The organism is Streptomyces sp. DSM 42067 (assembly GCF_055792885.1).
The window spans coordinates 2,728,154-2,747,324 of record NZ_CM147706.1; the positions used below are offsets into that span (position 1 = coordinate 2,728,154).

General features: G+C 70.0%; 16 protein-coding genes. 1 reads left to right on the top strand and 15 read right to left on the bottom strand.

Features of this window, described 5'->3' with window-relative positions:
• Positions 1 to 2 precede the first annotated feature (2 nt).
• The 5 genes from ACSMXV_RS12770 to ACSMXV_RS12790 form a co-directional block, all read right to left on the bottom strand.
• Positions 3 to 1,586, bottom strand: coding sequence for a Na+/H+ antiporter (locus ACSMXV_RS12770; protein ID WP_473177753.1), 1,584 nt, complete (start codon positions 1,584 to 1,586; stop codon positions 3 to 5).
• A 307-nt stretch (positions 1,587 to 1,893) separates the two neighbouring features.
• On the bottom strand, positions 1,894 to 2,382 hold the full coding sequence (locus ACSMXV_RS12775; RefSeq protein ID WP_473177754.1) for a GNAT family N-acetyltransferase: 489 nt from the start codon (positions 2,380 to 2,382) through the stop codon (positions 1,894 to 1,896).
• Entirely contained in the window at positions 2,379 to 3,323 is a 945-nt protein-coding gene (locus tag ACSMXV_RS12780; RefSeq protein ID WP_473177755.1) for an RluA family pseudouridine synthase, read from the bottom strand. The genes ACSMXV_RS12775 and ACSMXV_RS12780 overlap by 4 nt, the downstream gene beginning before the upstream one ends.
• A 49-nt stretch (positions 3,324 to 3,372) precedes the next feature.
• Positions 3,373 to 4,008 (bottom strand): signal peptidase II, encoded by a 636-nt coding sequence (gene lspA, locus ACSMXV_RS12785; protein WP_473177756.1) that lies wholly within the window; start codon positions 4,006 to 4,008, stop codon positions 3,373 to 3,375.
• A gap of 121 nt (positions 4,009 to 4,129) precedes the next feature.
• Complete coding sequence (locus ACSMXV_RS12790) at positions 4,130 to 6,235, bottom strand: TraR/DksA family transcriptional regulator (protein ID WP_473177757.1); 2,106 nt, start codon at positions 6,233 to 6,235, stop codon at positions 4,130 to 4,132.
• 674 nt (positions 6,236 to 6,909) lie between these two features.
• Between ACSMXV_RS12790 and ileS the strand changes: the two genes are divergently transcribed.
• Complete coding sequence (gene ileS / locus ACSMXV_RS12795; RefSeq protein WP_473177758.1) at positions 6,910 to 10,053, top strand: isoleucine--tRNA ligase; 3,144 nt, start codon at positions 6,910 to 6,912, stop codon at positions 10,051 to 10,053.
• Positions 10,054 to 10,152: 99 nt separating this feature from the next.
• Here the strand turns inward: ileS and ACSMXV_RS12800 are convergent, their stop codons facing one another.
• The 10 genes from ACSMXV_RS12800 to ftsW all read right to left on the bottom strand — a co-directional run bounded on the left by ACSMXV_RS12800 (position 10,153) and on the right by ftsW (position 19,069).
• Entirely contained in the window at positions 10,153 to 10,317 is a 165-nt protein-coding gene (locus ACSMXV_RS12800; RefSeq protein ID WP_473177759.1) for a hypothetical protein, read from the bottom strand.
• A gap of 267 nt (positions 10,318 to 10,584) precedes the next feature.
• A complete protein-coding gene (locus tag ACSMXV_RS12805; protein ID WP_473177760.1) occupies positions 10,585 to 11,688 on the bottom strand; it encodes a DivIVA domain-containing protein in 1,104 nt (367 codons plus the stop codon).
• Positions 11,689 to 11,734: 46 nt separating this feature from the next.
• Positions 11,735 to 12,019 carry a YggT family protein gene (locus ACSMXV_RS12810; RefSeq protein WP_181659576.1) on the bottom strand — a complete coding sequence of 95 codons (285 nt, stop codon included), beginning with the start codon at positions 12,017 to 12,019 and terminating at the stop codon, positions 11,735 to 11,737.
• A 49-nt stretch (positions 12,020 to 12,068) separates the two neighbouring features.
• The gene (locus ACSMXV_RS12815) at positions 12,069 to 12,689 is read right to left on the bottom strand and encodes a cell division protein SepF (protein WP_181659575.1); all 621 of its coding nucleotides are present in this window, start codon (positions 12,687 to 12,689) and stop codon (positions 12,069 to 12,071) included.
• A gap of 137 nt (positions 12,690 to 12,826) precedes the next feature.
• A complete protein-coding gene (locus ACSMXV_RS12820; RefSeq protein ID WP_473177761.1) occupies positions 12,827 to 13,546 on the bottom strand; it encodes a YggS family pyridoxal phosphate-dependent enzyme in 720 nt (239 codons plus the stop codon).
• Between the two features lie 5 nt (positions 13,547 to 13,551).
• Positions 13,552 to 14,280, bottom strand: coding sequence for a peptidoglycan editing factor PgeF (gene pgeF, locus ACSMXV_RS12825; protein ID WP_473177762.1), 729 nt, complete (start codon positions 14,278 to 14,280; stop codon positions 13,552 to 13,554).
• An 18-nt stretch (positions 14,281 to 14,298) separates the two neighbouring features.
• A complete protein-coding gene (gene ftsZ / locus ACSMXV_RS12830) occupies positions 14,299 to 15,492 on the bottom strand; it encodes a cell division protein FtsZ (protein WP_473177763.1) in 1,194 nt (397 codons plus the stop codon).
• 285 nt (positions 15,493 to 15,777) lie between these two features.
• Complete coding sequence (locus ACSMXV_RS12835) at positions 15,778 to 16,578, bottom strand: cell division protein FtsQ/DivIB (RefSeq protein ID WP_473177764.1); 801 nt, start codon at positions 16,576 to 16,578, stop codon at positions 15,778 to 15,780.
• A 37-nt stretch (positions 16,579 to 16,615) separates the two neighbouring features.
• The gene (gene murG, locus ACSMXV_RS12840; RefSeq protein WP_473177765.1) at positions 16,616 to 17,704 is read right to left on the bottom strand and encodes an undecaprenyldiphospho-muramoylpentapeptide beta-N-acetylglucosaminyltransferase; all 1,089 of its coding nucleotides are present in this window, start codon (positions 17,702 to 17,704) and stop codon (positions 16,616 to 16,618) included.
• A gap of 6 nt (positions 17,705 to 17,710) precedes the next feature.
• Positions 17,711 to 19,069, bottom strand: coding sequence for a putative lipid II flippase FtsW (gene ftsW / locus ACSMXV_RS12845; protein WP_473177766.1), 1,359 nt, complete (start codon positions 19,067 to 19,069; stop codon positions 17,711 to 17,713).
• Between the last annotated feature and the right edge of the window lie 102 nt (positions 19,070 to 19,171).

The window sequence follows — 19,171 nt, forward strand, 5'->3', positions numbered from 1 at the left end:
TCTCACCTCAGACTGCGCACGTCCAGATGCCGCAGCACACGGTCGACGATCTCCGGGTCGGCACCCGGTTCGCTGCGCGCGGAGAGCACCTCGTGGCGTGCGGCGGAGAGCATCTCGCCCTGGATGCGTTTGATGCGTTTGATGCGCTCCACGCGGTGGGCCTGTGCCTCGCGCCGTTCCTCGTCGCCCATGTCGGGACTGACCCTCAGTCCGATGTCGAGCGCTCGGCGCAGCAGCTGTTCGCTCACCTCCTCCGGCAGCTCCTCGACCTCCTGGATCTCCTCGAGCCGCTGCCGGGCGGCCTTGGCCGCGCGCACCGCGAGCTCCTTCTCGAGGGCCCGTTCGGTCTCGGTGTCCGCCTGCACCCCGAGCTTCCTGACGAGCCACGGGAGGCTGAGTCCCTGCACGACGAGGGTCGCCATGACGACGCCGAAGGCGATGAAGACGATCTCGTCACGGTCCGGGAACGGCGAACCGTCGTTCATCTGCGCAGGAATGGCGAGGGCCAGCGCGACGGTGGCCACACCGCGCATTCCGGCCCACCACATGACGACGGTCTCGCGCATGCTGAGGGGGATGTCCTCGTCGGAGCGCCGCGCGTGCAAGCGCTTGGCCAGCCAGGTCGCCGGCAGCAGCCACAGCAGTCGTACGAGGATCACCACGCCGACGATCGCGGCTGCCCAGCCGAGCATCTCGCCCCAGCGGCCGGACGCGGTGCTGACGGCGTTGTGCAGTTCGAGCCCGACCAGGCCGAACGCCGCACCGGTGACCAGGGTGTCGACGACGTTCCAGAAGGTGCGCCCGGTGAGGCGGGTCAGCACGTCGTCGGCGTCGAGGGCGTATTCGGCGAGGAACAGCGCCGTAGCGAGTACGGCCAGGACCCCGGAGCCGTGGAGCTCCTCGGCCAGGACATACGAGACGTAGGGCACCATCAGGGTCAGGCCGACCTGGAGGGTGGCGTCGCCGAGCAGGCCCATGAGCTTGTTGGCCGCCCAGCCGAGGGCCAGGCCGACCACGACGGCGACGACGGCGGACCGCACCAGTTCGAGGACGGCGTCGGGCAGCGAGAAGGAGCCGCTGACGGCGGCGGTGATGGCGACGTGGTAAAGCACGATGGCGGTCACGTCGTTGAACAGGCCCTCGCCCTCCAGGATCGAGACCATGCGGCGCGGCAGGCCCAACTGGCCTGCGACGGCGGTCGCCGCGACCGGGTCTGGCGGGGCGACGAGTGCGCCGAGCGCGACGGCGGCGGCGATGGGCAGGCCCGGCACGATGGCGTGGGCGACGGCGGCGACGGCCGCCGTGGTGACGAACACGAGAGCCACGGCCAGCAGGAAGATCGGCCGCTTGTTGGACGCGAACTGCCGCCAGGAGGTGCGCTGCGCGGAGGCGTAGAGCAGCGGCGGCAGCACGGCGGGCAGGATCAGCTCCGGAGGGACGTCGACATTCGGCACCTCGGGCACGAGCGCCAAAACGATTCCGCCGAGCGTCATCAGTACAGGCGCGGGAAGCCCGAGCCTGTCCCCCAACGGCACGCTCACCACGGCCCCGAGCAACACGACGAACAGCAGGGCCAACTGATCCACGGAGCAGCTCCGACCACTCTTGACTGACGAGGCATCAAGCGTGCCATGCGGGCATGGCCGGAACCGGGCTCCGCCACCGGGGGTGTTTCAGCCCGTCTGGGGTGCCGTATCAGCCCGTCTGGGGCACCCATATCAGCCCGTCTGGGGGCACCTCCCAGCGTTAGCTGGGGGAGTTTGAGGACGAGCCCGAAGGGCGATTGCGGGGGGTCCAGGGGGCGGAGCCCCCGGGGGTACGTGGGGGCTTGCCCCCCGCAAAGAGGGCGGGTGGGTGGGAAAGAACCCGCCGGAGGCGGCCCCGACAGGCCGCCTAAAGAACCCTCCGCATCGCCCGATGCGGAATCCCCGCATCGGGAAACTCCGCCCCGTACGCCACGTACCCCAACCGCTCGTAGAAGCCCAGCGCATGCGTCTGCGCATGCAGGTCCACCGCCGACAGCCCGCGCTCCCGCGCCGCGTCCTCGATGGCGCGCACCAGGGCCGCCCCGACGCCGAGCCCCCGCGCGGCCTTGGCCACCGCGAGCCGCCCCAGGGAGCCCACGGCCGGATCACCGCCGGTCTTGGCGGCCGCCGCCTCGCCGTACAGCAGGCGCCCCGTGCCCAGCGGAACCCCGTCGTCGCGCACGGCGAGCACATGCACGGCGTCGGCGTCGTACGCGTCGTACTCGATGTCCTGCGGGACTCCCTGCTCGACGACGAAGACCTCCTTGCGCACCGCGAAGCACGCCTCGAGGTCCGTCGCGTCCTCGGCCACACGCACCACGTACGACGGGAGGATCTCGTACGACGGAAGGCTCATGCGTACGTCTCCGCCCGCACCTGGTCCAGGGCCTGCTGCAGATCGTCGGGGTAGGCGCTCTCGAACTCGGCCCACTCCCCGCTGCCGGGGTGATCGAAGCCGAGCCGCACCGCATGCAGCCACTGCCGCGTGAGGCCGAGCCGCTTGGCGAGCGTCGGGTCGGCGCCGTACGTCAGATCCCCGACGCACGGGTGGCGGTGCGCCGCCATGTGCACGCGGATCTGATGGGTCCGCCCGGTCTCCAGCTTGACGTCGAGCAGCGAGGCCGCGCGGAACGCCTCGACCAGGTCGTAGTGCGTGACGGACGGCTTGCCGTCGGCCGTCACCGCCCACTTGTAGTCGTGGGTGGGGTGGCGCCCGATGGGCGCGTCGATGGTGCCGCTCGTCGGATCGGGGTGGCCCTGCACCAGCGTGTGGTATCGCTTGTCGACCGTACGCTCCTTGAACTGGCGCTTCAGCGACGTGTACGCCCGCTCCGACTTGGCCACCACCATCAGCCCGGACGTGCCCACGTCCAGCCGGTGCACGATGCCCTGGCGCTCGGCGGCGCCGGAGGTCGAGATCCGGTACCCCGCGGCCGCGAGCCCGCCGATCACCGTCGGGCCGCTCCAGCCGGGGCTCGGGTGCGCGGCCACACCCACCGGCTTGACGATCACGACCACGTCATCGTCGTCGTGCACGATCTCCATGCCCTCGACGGGCTCGGCCACCACCTGCACGGGCGCGGGTGCCTGCGGCATCTCCACCTCGAGCCAGGCACCGCCGCGCACCCGCTCGGACTTGCCGACCGCCGCGCCGTCGACCAGCACCTTGCCTGCCGCCGCCAGCTCGGCGGCCTTCGTACGGGAGAAGCCGAACATGCGGGAGATGGCGGCGTCGACGCGCTCGCCCTCCAGGCCGTCGGGCACGGGCAGGGTACGGATCTCGGGAATCGTGCTCACCCGTCGAGTATGCCGGACGGGTCCGACAGCCCTTGACCAGAGCCGTACGTCAGTCCTTGTGGACGGTCCCGTCCGGGTCGAGCCCGCGGAACGACAGCAGCACGATCAGGATGCCGCCGCACACGATCGCCGAGTCCGCGAGGTTGAACACCGCGAAGCCCTTCGGCGCGATGAAGTCGACGACCGCCCCCTCGAAGACACCCGGCGAACGGAACAGCCGGTCGGTGAGGTTGCCGAGTGCCCCGCCGAGCAGCAGGCCGAGCGCGATCGCCCACGGCAGGCTGTAGAGCTTGCGGGCGAGACGCGCGATCACGACGATCACGGCCGCCGCGATGACCGTGAAGATCACGGTGAAGGCCTCACCGATCCCGAACGCGGCTCCCGCGTTCCGGACCGCCTCGAACCTGAGCCAGTCCCCGATGATCTCCACCGGCTCGTGGTGTTCCAGCTTCGCGACCACGATCATCTTGCTGACCAGGTCGAGGGCATAGGCGAAGGCGGCCACCGCGATCAGCACGAGCATCTTGCGCTTGCCCCTGGGCCGCTCCTCGGCGGACGACCCGGTGGTCTCCTCGGAACCGCCCTGCCGCTCCGATGCCGCATCGCCGTCGGACTGCTCCGGCTGCACGGCCCCCGCCGCCTCTGGGGTATCCGGCGTACCGATGATGCGCTCCGCCTCTGCCACGTGAGTCCCTCAACCTAGGTGCCTGACTGAGGACGAGAGTACGACACGCGCGTACGGCCCCACGTGCTGAGGAGCCGCTTGGCGGCGCGCGAGAGCACGGAGCGGTACGGCGGCCGAGGGCTCACTGGTGCCGCTCCTGCTTCTGCTTGCACTCCACGCACAGCGTGGCGCGCGGAAACGCCTGCATACGGGCCTTGCCGATGGGGTTGCCGCAGTTCTCACAGAGCCCGTACGTCCCGGTCTCGATGCGCTGCAGGGCGTGCTCGGTCTGGACGAGCATCTCGCGGGCATTGGCGGCGAGCGCCATCTCGTGCTCGCGGGTGATGTTCTTCGCACCGGTGTCCGCCTGGTCGTCGCCCGCGCCGTCACCGGAATCACGCATCAGGCCGACGAGGGACGCCTCCGACGACTCGAGCTCGTCACGCAGCCGCGTCGCCTCGCTGAGCAGCTCGCCCCGGGCCTCCTCGACCTCCTCCGGGGTCCAGGGGTCCTCCCCCGGCCGTACCGGGAGCTCTCCCGGCTCCACGCCACGTGCCTTGGGCACCGCGGTGGCCTTCGCCGGATCCGTGGCCGTGTGCGGAGTCTTCTTCGCAACCACAGTCGTGACTCCCGTCGTCGTCGCGGCCTGCGCCGCGTCCTCGGCCGCGGACGCGACCGTCTTCTTGGCCGTGCTGTTCGAGGCCGAGGCCTCCGCGGACGTGCCCGTTCCTGCCATATTTTCCGCGGCGGCGCCTTGAGCGACCTCCTGTACGGGCTGTGCGGGCGCGTCGTCGACTGCGGCCTCGCTGACCGCCGCCTCGCTGACTGCGGCCTCCTCGGCCAGCGCCTTCTCGGCATCTATCGCGGCCGGCGACTTCCTGGCCGGTGCCCCTTCGCCTGGCGCGTCCTTGCCGGGAGCCTTCTTCCTGCCCGGTGTCTTCTTGGCAGCCTCCGCGGTGACCGTCTTCCTGGCCGCCGTCCTCGCGGGTACGGAGGTCCTGGCCGCCGCACGCTTGGCCGGGGCCTTCGTGGCGGGCGCCTTCTTGGCCGCGGTCTTCTTGGCCGCGGTCTTCCTGGCCGGGGCCTTCTTGGCCACCGCCTTCGTCGCCGGGGCCTTCTTGGCCACCGCCTTCGTCGCCGGGGCCTTCTTGGCCGGGGCCTTCTTGGCGGCCGTCTCGGTTGGGCCCTGCCTCACGGACGCCTTCTTGGCGGGCGCCCTCTTCTTCTCGGGCCCGTTCGCCACGGCCGCCTTCTTTGCGGGGGCCTTCTTTGCGGGGGCCTTCTTTGCGGGTGCCTTCTTTGCGGGAGCCCTCTTTGCCGCAGTCGTTTTTGCGGTGGCCTTCTTCGCGGGTGCGGGTGCCTCTGCGGCCTTCTTCGCGGCGGGTACCTCCGCAGCCGTCTTCTTGGCCACCGTCTTCTTGGCCGCCTTTTTCGCGACCGTCTTCTTGGCCGCCGTCTTCTTCGCCGACGCCCCCGCAGCGGCCGTCTTCTTCCCCGCCGCCTTTTTCGCGGCAGCCTTCTTCACCGGCGACTTCGCCGCGACCGACTCCTTGGCTGCTTCCTTTCCTGCCGCAGCCTTCTTCGCCGGCGTCTGTGCCACAGTCGCCTTCTTGGCGGACGCCCTCTTCGCGGGACTCTTCCTTGCGGCCGCCTCCTTCGCGGGGGCCTTCCCGGCCGCTGCCCTGTCCTCCGGCGCCTCCGCAGCGGCGGTTCCGGCCACCGCCTCCACCGCCTTCGCCGCGGCCGTCTTCTTGGCCGTCGTCCCCGCCGTCGCCCGCTTGGCAGGCGTGCTCTTCGCCGGCGCCTTCCGGCCGCCGGACTTCCCACCGGACACGGCCGCCTTCCCGGCCGTACCCTTCGCTCCGGGTCCACTAGGGCTCTTCTTCCGCGGCCCGCCCGCCGTCTCCTCGGCCGCGCCCGTCATCGCAGGCACTTCCCCGGCAGCAGCCCTCCTGGCCGCCGCCGAGGATGCCGTCGCCTTGGCGCCCGTCTTCGCGACGGCTTCCTTCTTGGCCGGCGCCTCCTTGACGTGCGCCTTCTCACCGAGCCCCTGGGCTGTCGCGGCCTCCCGGGCCATGCTCTTCACGCCCATGGAACCCATGGTCCTCCTGGCGACGTCGACCGCCGCCCGGAAGACCCACAGTCCGGCCGTGCTCTTCTTCCCGCCCGTGTCCTTGGCCGCCGCGCCAGCCATACCAGTCGATCTGACGGACGCCGAGTCCTGTACGGCGGTCTTCTTCGCCACCATGGCCGCGGCCCCTTCACATTTTGTGATCTTGCTCGCGAATCGTGCTGGGACGATAAATCGACTTCCGGCCCGCGGCAACGGGGCACGCCGCCCGATTCGCCCGCCCCGCGGGTCCGCGCGGCAAGCCTGCATGCGTTGTGCCCAGCTCATCGCCAGGTATTCCGCCGAGCAGGCCGAGCCGGGAAACGGTGGTCCGCGGACGGCCGGACATGGCCATTTGGCGCAGAGCGCGCGCAGCCCGGGGCCGACTGGCCCACACCTGCCGACCCGCCTGCCGGGGCCCGCCCGCCCCGGGTCCCGGAAAACCGGTCGGCCGCGCCTCCCGGGGCGCCGTACACTATGGGGGTCCCCCTGCTCGAGGCAGTCGTGAGCTTGGGGGAGGAGCGAAAAGCGTGGATGGGGACGAGTAGCGGCGTACGCAGCCATGAGCGACCCGGGGACGGTGTGAGCCCGGGGGCGAGCGCGACGTGAAGATCACCCCGGAGCCGCCGGAAGAACGCCGAAGCCTCGCAGCACGCGAGCGGACGCCAGTAGACCCGGCATCGCGACCCCAATGAGGGGGCTCATCGGCGTACGCACACGCGCCGAGGGGCCAAGGAGGGTGGTACCGCGGGAGCGCACAGCGCCTCTCGTCCCTCCGACGGAAGACAGCAGTCCGTTGGAGGAGCTCTTCGATGACGCCGCCCCAGTACCGCCAGGTACCCGCCCAGGTAGACCTGCCCGCGCTCGAGCACGCCGTGCTCGACTTCTGGCGCGAGCAGAAGATCTTCGCCAAGAGCCTGGAGCAGTCCGAGGGCCGCCCCGAGTGGGTGTTCTACGAGGGCCCGCCCACCGCCAACGGCATGCCGGGCGCCCACCACATCGAGGCCCGCGTCTTCAAGGACGTCTTCCCGCGCTTCCGCACCATGCGCGGCTACCACGTGGCGCGCAAGGCCGGCTGGGACTGCCACGGCCTCCCGGTCGAGCTGGCCGTCGAGAAGGAGCTCGGCTTCAGCGGCAAGCAGGACATCGAGGCGTACGGCATCGCCGAGTTCAACGCCAAGTGCCGCGAGTCCGTGACCCGCCACACCGACGCCTTCACCGAGCTCACCAACCGTATGGGCTACTGGGTCGACCTCGACGACGCGTACTGGACGATGGACCCCGAGTACGTGGAGTCCGTCTGGTGGTCGCTCAAGGAGATCTTCAACAAGGGCCTGCTGGTCCAGGACCACCGCGTCGCCCCCTGGTGCCCGCGCTGCGGCACGGGCCTGTCGGACCACGAGCTGGCCCAGGGCTACGAGACGGTCGTGGACCCGTCCGTCTACGTCCGCTTCCCGCTCACCTCCGGCCCCCTCGCGGGCGAGGCCGCACTCCTGGTCTGGACGACCACGCCCTGGACGCTCGTCTCGAACACCGCGGTCGCCGCGCACCCCGAGGTGACGTACGTCGTCGCGACGAACGGCGAGGAGAAGCTGGTCGTCGCCGAGCCGCTCGTCGCGAAGGCCCTGGGTGAGGGCTGGGAGGTGACGGGCCAGACCTTCACCGGCGCCGAGATGGAGCGCTGGACGTACCAGCGCCCGTTCGAGCTGGTCGAGTTCCCGGCCCCGGCCCACTTCGTGGTCAACGCCGAGTACGTGACGACCGAGGACGGTACGGGTCTGGTCCACCAGTCCCCGGCCTTCGGTGAGGACGACCTCAAGGTCTGCCGTGCCTACGGCCTGCCGGTGGTGAACCCGGTCCGCCCGGACGGCACCTTCGAGGAGGACGTGCCGCTCGTCGGCGGCGTCTTCTTCAAGAAGGCGGACGAGGCTCTGACCAAGGACCTGCAGGAGCGCGGCCTGCTCCTCAAGCACCTCCCGTACGAGCACAGCTACCCGCACTGCTGGCGCTGCCACACGGCGCTCCTCTACTACGCGCAGCCGTCCTGGTACATCCGCACCACCGCCATCAAGGAGCGCCTGCTCGAGGAGAACGAGAAGACCAACTGGTACCCGGACTCGGTCAAGCACGGCCGCTACGGCGACTGGCTCAACAACAACATCGACTGGGCGCTGTCCCGCAACCGCTACTGGGGCACGCCGCTGCCGATCTGGCGCTGCGAGGAAGGTCACCTCACCTGCGTCGGCTCCCGCACGGAGCTCACGGAGCTGACCGGCACCGACCAGTCGGGCCTCGACCCCCACCGGCCGTACATCGACGAGGTCACGTTCCCCTGCCCGCAGGACGGTTGCGCGCTGACGGCGACCCGCGTCCCGGAGGTCATCGACGCCTGGTACGACTCGGGCTCGATGCCGTTCGCGCAGTGGGGCTACCCGTACAAGAACAAGGAGCTCTTCGAGAGCCGCTACCCGGCGCAGTTCATCTCGGAGGCCATCGACCAGACGCGAGGGTGGTTCTACACCCTCATGGCGGTCGGCACGCTCGTCTTCGACAAGTCGTCGTACGAGAACGTGGTGTGCCTCGGCCACATCCTCGCCGAGGACGGCCGCAAGATGTCCAAGCACCTGGGCAACATCCTGCAGCCGATCCCGCTGATGGACCAGCACGGCGCGGACGCGGTCCGCTGGTTCATGGCAGCGGGCGGCTCCCCGTGGGCGGCGCGCCGAGTCGGCCACGGCACGATCCAGGAGGTGGTGAGGAAGACCCTCCTCACGTACTGGAACACGGTCGCTTTCCAGGCGCTCTACGCCCGTACGTCGAACTGGGCGCCGTCCGCCTCCGACCCGGCCCCGGCCGACCGCCCGCTCCTGGACCGCTGGCTGCTGTCCGAGCTGCACGCGCTCACCGACCAGGTCACCCAGTCCCTGGAGGCATACGACACGCAGCGCGCCGGCAAGCTCCTGTCGGCTTTCGTCGACGACCTGTCGAACTGGTACGTACGCCGGTCCCGGCGCCGTTTCTGGCAGGGCGACGCGGCGGCGCTGCGCACCCTGCACGAGGTCGTCGAGACGGTCACGCGCCTGATGGCCCCGCTGACCCCGTTCATCACCGAGCGGGTGTGGCAGGACCTGGTCGTGCCGGTGACGCCGGGCGCGCCCGAGTCCGTGCACCTCTCGTCCTGGCCGGAGGCGGACCTGTCCGCGATCCACCCGGAGCTGTCGAAGCAGATGGTGCTGGTGCGGCGGCTGGTGGAGTTGGGGCGTGCGACGCGTGCCGAGTCGGGTGTGAAGACCCGTCAGCCGCTGTCCCGCGCGCTGGTCGCGGCGGCGGGCTTCGAGTCCCTGTCTCGCGAGCTGCACGCGCAGATCACGGAGGAGCTCAACGTCTCGTCCCTGGCCTCCCTTTCGGAGGTCGGCGGCTCGCTGGTGGACACGACCGCCAAGGCCAACTTCCGCGCCCTGGGCAAGCGTTTCGGCAAGGGCGTCCAGGCGGTCGCCAAGGCCATCGCGAACGCCGACGCGGCCGCGCTGTCCCTCGCTCTGCGTGAGGGCACGGCGTCGGTCGAGGTCGACGGCGAGACCGTGACGCTGGCCCCGGACGAGGTGATCATCACCGAGACGCCCCGCGAGGGCTGGTCGGTGGCCTCGGACGCGGGTGCCACGGTCGCGCTGGACCTGGAGATCACGGAGGAGCTGCGCCGGGCGGGCCTCGCCCGTGACGCGATCCGCCTGATCCAGGAGGCCCGCAAGAACAGCGGCCTGGACGTCGCGGACCGCATCGCCCTGCGCTGGACGGCGACGGACCCGGCGGTCGTCACCGCCCTGTCCGAGCACGCGTCGCTCATCGCGGACGAGGTCCTCGCGACGGACTTCGCCCAGGGCGAGCCGGACGCCACGTACGGCGAGCCGTTCACGGACGAGTCGCTGACCCTGACGTTCCGCCTCCACAAGGCGTAGGCCGCACGCCCCTGACGGGCAACCGAAGGGCCCGGCACCCAAAGAATCTTGGGCACCGGGCCCTTCGGCGTTTTGTACCACCGCACAGCTGCGCGCCGACTACACCGCCACCGCCGTGGGCAGCCGCCCCCACCACAGCCTCGGCGTCGCGCCGTATCCCGCGGCGGGAAGCCGCTCCATCGCTGTGGGCAGGCGCTCCGCCGCTGCGGGCAGGCGTTCCGCCGCTGTGGGCAGGCGTTCCGAGGGGCTGGGGGCACCTCCCACGCCCTTAAGTCAGTGGGGGGAGGGCGGGCACAGCCCCACGACGGCGAGCACCCTGGCCTGGGAGGTATCCCCAGAGCAGGGGGACCCCATCGCCCCATCGGCACGATTGCCCACGGCGGGACGGCGTGACAGCGGGACGGCGGAACCGCCCCCACGCCAGTGGGAACCCGGCGGCAGAAGCGCACACCAAAGGGCCGGGCCCCCAGATTCTCCGGGGGCCCGGCCCTTTGAAGCGTTGCCGACGCCTATGGCGTAATCACGCCGCCGTCAGTTGTCGTCCTCATCGATGAGGAACCCACGCATCGGCGAGGGAGCCTGCTGCATCGGCGAAGGCCCCTGCGGCCGCACCGGCGCCATCGGCTGCGTCATCGCGGGCGACATCTGCTGCTGACCGCCGTAGGAGGGGCCGGCCGGCGACGGGTTGCCACCCATCGTCTGGTTGCCGCCGTACGACGGGGCGCTCGCGCCGGCCGGTGCCATGGAGGGCGCCGGGGACGGCGGCAGAGAGGCCGTCGCCGGGGTCCGCGGCGGAGCCAGCGAGTCGTCGGCCTGGGTCTCCAGCTGACGCAGCTGCGACTCCAGGTAGGACTTCAGACGCGTGCGGTACTCCCGCTCGAAGCCGCGCAGGTCCTCGACCTTGCGCTCCAGCGTCGCGCGCGCGGACTCGAGGGAGCCCATCGCCACGCGGTGCTTCTCCTGGGCGTCCCGCTCAAGCGCGTCGGCCTTGGCGCGCGCGTCGCGCTCGAGGCCCTCGGCACGGCTGCGCGCCTCGCCGACGATCTTGTTGGCCTCGGAACGGGCCTCCGCGATCGCCTGGTCGGCGGTCTGCTGCGCAAGGGACAGGACGCGCGCGGCGCTGTCACCGCCGGGACCCTGACCGGGGCCGGGCAGCTGGGGTCCGTGACCACCCATGGGACCGCCCATCGGGCCGCCCATCTGACCCGGCATCTGACCCTGGCCCATCGGACCCTGGCCCATCGGACCGGGACCCTGGGGGCCGGGGCCGTGGCCGCTGGGACCTGCAGGCAGCTGGGGTGCGCCACTGGGCAGCTGGGGCGGTCCGCCCATCTGGTGCTGCTGATGCTGCTGTTGCGGCGGCACCGGCTGCGGTCCCGATATGGCAGCGGGTACCGGAGCGCCGGGACGATCCTGCTGCTCGGGCGGCTTCCGCATGGCCTGCTGCTGGTTCTGGGCAGCGGCCCGCGTCGCGGCGGCCAGTTTGGCGCGCAGGTCCTCGTTCTCCCGGAGCAGGCGGGTCAGCTCGGCTTCGACCTCGTCGAGGAAGGCATCGACCTCGTCCTCGTCATAGCCTTCTCGGAGGCGGACGGTCGTGAACTGCTTGTTCCGCACGTCCTCGGGGGTCAACGGCATCTCTTCACCTCAACGTAGTCGTCGGCATTCGGCAAGACCGTATCGTTCACAGCCGGCTCACGATGGAGATCAGGATGTAGACGATGATCATCAGGACGAAGAAGGACAGGTCGAGCGCCACGCCCCCGAGACGCAGCGGCGGAATGAACCGCCGCAGAAGCTTCAGCGGTGGATCGGTGACAGTGTAGGTGGCCTCCAGAACGACCACCATCGCCTTGCCGGGTTGCCACGAGCGGGCGAACTGGAAGACGTAGTCCATGACCAACCGGAAAATGAGCACGATGAGGAAACACATCAGCGCGATGTAGAGAACGTCCAAGACCACGCTCATGACCGTGCTTCCCTCTCCCCTGTTTTCGTGCCTCGTGTCGGCCTGCGTCTCAGCTCTGGTTGAAGAACCCGCCCTCTGCGATGCGGGCCTTGTCCTCCGCCGTGACATCGACGTTAGCAGGCGACAACAGGAACACCTTCTGCGTCACGCGCTCGATACTGCCATGAAGACCGAAGACCAGACCCGCGGCAAAGTCGACAAGTCGCTTCGCATCCGTGTCGTCCATCTCCGTCAGATTCATGATCACCGGGGTGCCCTCACGGAAGTGTTCCCCGATGGTACGGGCCTCGTTGTAGGTCCGCGGGTGCAGTGTGGTGATGCGGTAGGGCTCCCTCTCGGACACAACCTTGGGCATGATCACCGGCGCGTTCTTCTCCAGGCTCTGACGTTCAGGTGTGATGGATGACACGGGGGCAATTCGTGCCGGACGCGCCGCTTCTGCCGGAATCGCGACCGGTTCCCGTTGTGCCGGAGGTTGTACTACTCGTACCGATTCTTCCCTTTGGGGCTGATGCGACTGGTGCGGCGGCTCATGCCGCCGACGGTCGCGCTCGGGCTCCGGGTCCAGTTCGGGCTCGAAGTCGTCGTCAGGGTCGAAGCCCCGGCCGTCGTACCCATCGTCCTCCACGAGGCCGAGGTAGACCGCCATCTTGCGCATCGCGCCGGCCATGCTCTGAATCCTCCGCTCTGTGGTGGATCGGCGTGGTGGATCGGCTGACGCCAACCAAGTGCCCGCGATCCACAAGTCCGCCCCGCTATCGGCGGGAATGACCATATTTTCTGCTGTGGTCCGACTTCTTGGCGACGTTACCCGAGCCTGGGTCGGACTCCGAGTACCGCCGTACCGACGCGCACATGTGTCGCCCCGGCCGCCACGGCCTGTTCGAGGTCCGCACTCATCCCTGCTGACACCATGTTCGCAGCCGGATGACTCCGGCGCACGAGGGTTGCCAATTCCATCAGCCGGTCGAACGCAGCGCGTTGGTGGCCCGCGTACGGTCCGGTGAGCGGCGCGACGGTCATCAGTCCGTCGAGCCGGAGCCCGGGCGCGCCCGCAACGAGGTCGGCCAACTCTTCGATTCCGTCCGGCCCCACGCCGCCCCGCGCCCCGCGGCCGCCCTCGTCCGCGTCGAGCGCGACCTGGATGAGACAGCCGACTTCGCGCTGGGCCCGGGCGGCCTCCTTCGAGAGCGCCGTGACAAGCCGGGAACGGTCGACGGACTGCACCACATCGGCATAACCGACCACAGAACGGACCTTGTTGGTCTGCAACTGGCCGACAAAGTGCCATGCAAGGGGCAGATCCGAGCATGCGGCGGCCTTCGGGGCGGCGTCCTGGTCGCGGTTCTCGGCGACGTGCCGCACACCGAGTTCCGACAGGATCCGCACATCGCTCGCGGGATAGGTCTTGGTGACCACGATCAGGGTCACTTCTTCGCGTTTGCGGCCCGCCGCCGCGCACGCCGCGTCGATACGCGCCTCGACTTTCGCCAGATTCGCGGCGAGTTGAGCCTTACGGTCCGTCATGCCCATCAGTCCAGCCAGACATAGCCCGCGAGCCGCCCGGTTGTGCGGTCGCGGCGGTACGAGAAGTGGTCGCCCGACTCGAGCGTGCACACCGGCGTCTGCTCCCGGTCGCGCACCCCGAGCCGCTCGAGCTGCGCATGCACACCGGCGGTCACGTCGACCGCGGGGGTGCCCCAACTCGTCTCGGAATACGCCACCGGTTCGACGGCGGCGACTTCGGCGCGCATCGCGTCGGGCACTTCGTAGCAGCGCCCGCAGACCGCGGGGCCGGTACGGGCGGTGATGCGGTCCGGCTCGGCGCCCAGCTTCACCATCGCCTCGACGGCGGCCGGGACCACCCCGGCCACCATACCCGGCCGTCCGGCGTGGGCGGCGGCCGCGATTCCGGCGACCGGGTCGGCCAGCAGGACCGGGACGCAGTCCGCGGTGAGTACGGCGAGTGCGAGGCCGCGCCGGACGGTGACGATCGCGTCGACCGACGGCACGGGGGAGGTGTCCCACGGCCCGTCGACCACGGCGACATCGGCCCCGTGCACCTGGTTCATCCACACCACACCAGCAGGATCGAGCCCGAGCGACTTGGCCGCCAGTTCGCGGTTGGTGCGTACGGCGTCGGGGTCGTCGCCAACCGCACCGCCGAGATTGAGCTCCTCGTACGGAGCGGCGCTCACCCCGCCCCACCTGTCGGTGAAGGCGAAGTGGGCGCCGCCCACGATGTCGTGCTGTCCTATCACTTCAGCGTGTCCGGTCCGTCACTTCAGGAAGTCCGGTACGTCCAGTTCCTCGGCCGCGCTGTCCGAGTACGTCCGGGACGGCGGCACCGGCGGCGGGAGCTCGCTCGCCGCGACCGGCTCGGGCTCGGCGGAGGCGTTGTCCTCGCGCGGGGTGACGCTGCCGAGTCCGCCGAAGGCCGGGCGGGTCTCGGAGGGGCGGGCCGGCGTGGGCTCGTCGCGCTTGGCGGAGGACGCGCCGAGGACGTTGTCCCGCTTGGCCGGGGGCTGCCCGCCGTCAAACCCGGCGGCGATCACGGTCACCCGGACCTCGTCGCCGAGAGCGTCGTCGATGACGGCGCCGAAGATGATGTTGGCCTCGGGGTGGGCGGCCTCGCTCACCAGCTGGGCGGCCTCGTTGATCTCGAAGAGACCGAGATCCGAGCCGCCGGAGATCGAGAGCAGCACTCCGCGGGCGCCGTCGATGGACGCCTCGAGCAGCGGCGAGGAGATGGCCATCTCGGCCGCGGCCACCGCGCGGTCGTCGCCGCGGGCCGAGCCGATGCCCATGAGCGCCGAACCGGCCTCGGACATCACGGACTTGACGTCGGCGAAGTCGAGGTTGATCAGGCCGGGCGTGGTGATGAGGTCCGTGATGCCCTGGACACCGGAGAGCAGCACCTGGTCGGCGGACTTGAACGCGTCCAGCACGCTGACCTGGCGGTCCGAGATGGACAGCAGCCGGTCGTTGGGGATGACGATGAGGGTGTCGACCTCTTCGCGGAGCTCGGCGATGCCGTCCTCGGCCTGGTTGGCGCGGCGGCGGCCCTCGAAGGTGAACGGGCGCGTGACGACGCCGATGGTGAGGGCTCCGAGGGAGCGCGCGATGTTGGCCACGACGGGTGCGCCGCCGGTGCCGGTGCCGCCACCTTCGCCGGCGGTGACGAAGACCATGTCGGCCCCCTTGAGGACCTCCTCGATCTCCTCGCGGTGGTCCTCCGCGGCCTTGCGGCCGACGGCCGGGTTGGCTCCGGCGCCGAGTCCGCGCGTGAGTTCGCGGCCGACGTCGAGCTTGACGTCGGCGTCGCTCATCAACAGCGCCTGCGCGTCGGTGTTGATGGCGATGAACTCGACGCCCTTGAGACCGACCTCGATCATCCGGTTGATGGCATTGACACCACCGCCGCCGACACCGATGACTTTGATGACTGCGAGGTAGTTCTGCGGTGCTGCCACGTCGAAGGCCTCTCGCCTCGAGTTACGTGTCGCCGCCTCGCGAGTGCTGCGATCCGACGACTGATGCCGAATGGGACGGTCCGAACGCCGACCCGAACCCTAAGCCTGAAGTTTAGGGTTACCCGTGTGCCTGTTGCTGGTTTTCGTTTGACCCTTACGAACAGGACACTAAGTCGACAAGTGGCGCACGTTCAACGAACACGCCGAACCTCCCGTTTTTCTTTTCACCCTATGTGATCACCCATAGCGATGAACAACCAGGGTGCTGGCCTGCGACGACGTCCGTCAACTCCCTGACACGGAAGGGGTGGTGGGAACACTGACGTCGAAGTGCCGGGCCCCTGGGGCTGCTTTCATCAGGGCGGAGAGTGTGGCAGCCTTCGCGCGACCCCTCTCACTGCTCCCCCAGGCGACGGTGCGATCGCCGGTCAACTCCAGCGAGATGGAGTCATACGTACGGACCTTGACGACCCGGGTGATGCGGGCCACCGCGGCCGGGACGTCGCCGGCGACCCGTACCGCCTCCCGCACGAGACGGTCCGTTCCGAAGCGCTGTCTGCTCGCCGACTGATCCGCCGTCAATTCCAGCATCGGGATGCCCTTGGGGGCGTTGCCGACGGTAGCGAATCGAACCCCTTCGGCGTCCACTTCGATGAACTTTTCACCCTTTTTAATAAGGAGTACCGGCTTGCGTTCGGTCACTTTGAGTGCGATTCCGTGCGGCCAGGAACGGACGACATCAACCGAGTCAATTCGGGGCAATTTCCGGCGCAACCGATCCTCAATGGCATCGGTGTCGACTGAAATCAACGGCGAACCGACCGGAACAGCGGCTGCTTCGCGCACTTCTCCGGGCGTCAGGACCTGCGTGCCCGAGGTCGTGACCTTCTGGACGCGCAGCCACTGGGAGCCGTAGAGCACCCAGACGGCTCCCGCACCGAGGAGGGCGACGACGACGATCAGCAGGACCAGGACACGGAGGCGTCGCACCCGGAGCCCCGGCCCTCCGCCGGACCCCGGCGGCCGGGGCGGGCCGGACGCCGGCGGCTGCCGTTCACCATGCTCGGCGGTAGTCGCTCCGGCCACGCACCCTCCTTTTGTGGCTCCGTTCGCCTCCGGGGCGCTAGCGGCGCGAGGCGATCGCCTCGTACACCATGCCGACCAGCAGCTCGTCGGCGTCCCGGCGGCCGAACTCGGCGGCGGCGCGGGACATCTCGTACAGCCGGTGCGGGTCCGCCAGCACCGGCAGGACGTTCCCCTGCACCCACTCGGGCGTGAGCTCGGCGTCGTCGACGAGGAGCCCGCCGCCCGCCTTGACCACCGGCTGGGCGTTGAGCCGCTGCTCTCCGTTGCCGATGGGCAGCGGGACGTATGCGGCCGGAAGCCCGACGGCGGACAGCTCGGCGACGGTCATCGCGCCCGCGCGGCAGAGCATCATGTCCGCCGCGGCGTACGCGAGGTCCATCCGGTCCACGTACGGTACCGGGATGTAGGGCGGCATTCCCGGCATGTTGTCCACGTGCGGCAGTTCGTTCTTCGGGCCGACCACGTGCAGGACCTGGATACCGGACTGCTGGAGGAACGGGGCGACGCGCTGGACGACCTCGTTGAGGCGGCGGGCGCCCTGCGAGCCACCGGAGACGAGCAGCGTCGGGAGGTTCGGGTCGAGCCCGAAGGCGGCACGGGCCTCGGGGCGCATGGCGGCGCGGTCCAGCGTGGCGATGGAGCGCCGCAGCGGGATGCCGACATACCTGGCATTGCGCAGCTTGCTGTCCGGCGTGGAGACGGCGACCTGGGCCGCGTACCGCGAGCCGATCTTGTTGGCCAGGCCCGGCCGGGCGTTGGCCTCGTGCACCACGATCGGCACCCCGAGCCGCTTGGCCGCCAGATAGCCGGGCAGCGCCACATAGCCGCCGAAGCCGACGACCGCGTCCGCCTTGGTGCGCTCCAGGATCTGCTCCGCCGCCTTGATCGTGCCGCGCAGCCGGCCCGGGACGGTGATCAGCTCGGGCGTGGGCTTACGGGGCAGCGGGACGGCGGGGATCAGCGCGAGTTCGTAACCCCGCTCCGGTACCAGACGGGTCTCGAGTCCACGCTCCGTGCCGAGGGCCGTGATCCCCACGGTCGGGTCCTGCCTGCGCAGGGCGTCCGCGAGGGCGAGCGCGGGCTCGATGTGGCCGGCGGTCCCCCCACCGGCGAGTACGACATGCACCGAAATTCACCGCTCTCCGGACGTACGCGCCGTGGCGCGCCGTCGCATCGTGTTCCATCTCCGAGGCCCCCGAACACTCTCGGAGCCTCTCACCGCAGCCCGCTTTCTACCAAAGACAGGTTGCCGCATCGCAAGCGCCGCCCGTGCGGCGGGTTCCTCGCGTGCGAACGCGATCAGCAGCCCGACGGCGAACATGGTCGGCAGCAGGGCGGACCCACCGTAGGAGAACAGCGGGAGCGGGACTCCGGCGATCGGCAGCAGGCCGAGCACCGCACCGACGTTGACCACGGCCTGGGCCGTGATCCATGTGGTCACGCCTCCCGCGGCATACCTCACGAAGGGGTCCTCCGTGCGTCCGGCCACGCGGATACCCGCATAGCCTAGAGCCGCGAAGAGTGCGAGCACCGACAGCGTCCCCGCGAGGCCGAGCTCCTCCCCGGTGACCGCGAAGATGAAGTCCGTGTGCGCTTCGGGCAGTTGACCCCATTTTTCCACACTGGCACCGAGGCCGGAACCGAAGAGTCCGCCGGAGGCCAGGGCATAGATGCCGTGTACGGCCTGCCAGCACATGTCGTTGGGGCCGGGCTCGGTGGCGCCGATGCACGAGAGCCGGGCCATGCGGTTGGGGTTGGTCTTGATGAGGATCGCGCCGATCAGGGCGGCCCCGGAGAGCACGCCGGCGAAGAGCCGGGTGGGAGCCCCCACGAGCCAGAGCAGTCCGAAGAGGATCGCGGCGAGGATGATGGCCGTGCCCATGTCGCCGCCGAGCATGATCAGCCCGAGCAGCATGAACGTCACCGGAACCAGCGGCACCAGCATGTGCTTCCACTGGCTCAGCAGCCGTTTGTCCTGTTTGCGGGCCAGCAGATCGGCCCCCCACAGCACCAGGGCCAGCTTGCCGAACTCGCTGGGCTGGAGCTGGAAGGGGCCGCCCAGCGAGATCCAGTTCTGGTTGCCGTTGACCGCCATCCCTATCCCCGGAATCTGCACGAGGACCATCAGGAAGACCGAGCCGGCGAGCATCGGATACGCCAGCGCACGGTGCAGCTTGACGGGCATCCGCGCGGCGATGAGCAGCAGCAGCGCACCGATCACGGCGGCCACGAACTGCTTCCGGAAGAAGTACGAGGCGGGCAGCGACAACTGCAGCGCCTTGATCATGGACGCCGAGTACACCATCACAAGGCCGAGCACGGTGATCAGCAGACTGCTGCCGAGGATCACGTAGTACGCGGTGAGCGGCCGGTCCCAGGCACGGCGGACTTGGGTGTGGAGCCGCCGGAGGGGGTTGTCGCGCGGGGGGCGGGGAGGGGTGAGGCGTACGGCGGGCCGCTTGGCAGGAGCACGACTGGAGCTAGCAGGCATCAACAGCACCCCCGCCAACGACCACCGGCGGACACCCGCCAACGAAACCTCAGCCACGACGCACCCACGCGTCCCTCCCGGGGATTTCCGGGGCACCCGCGA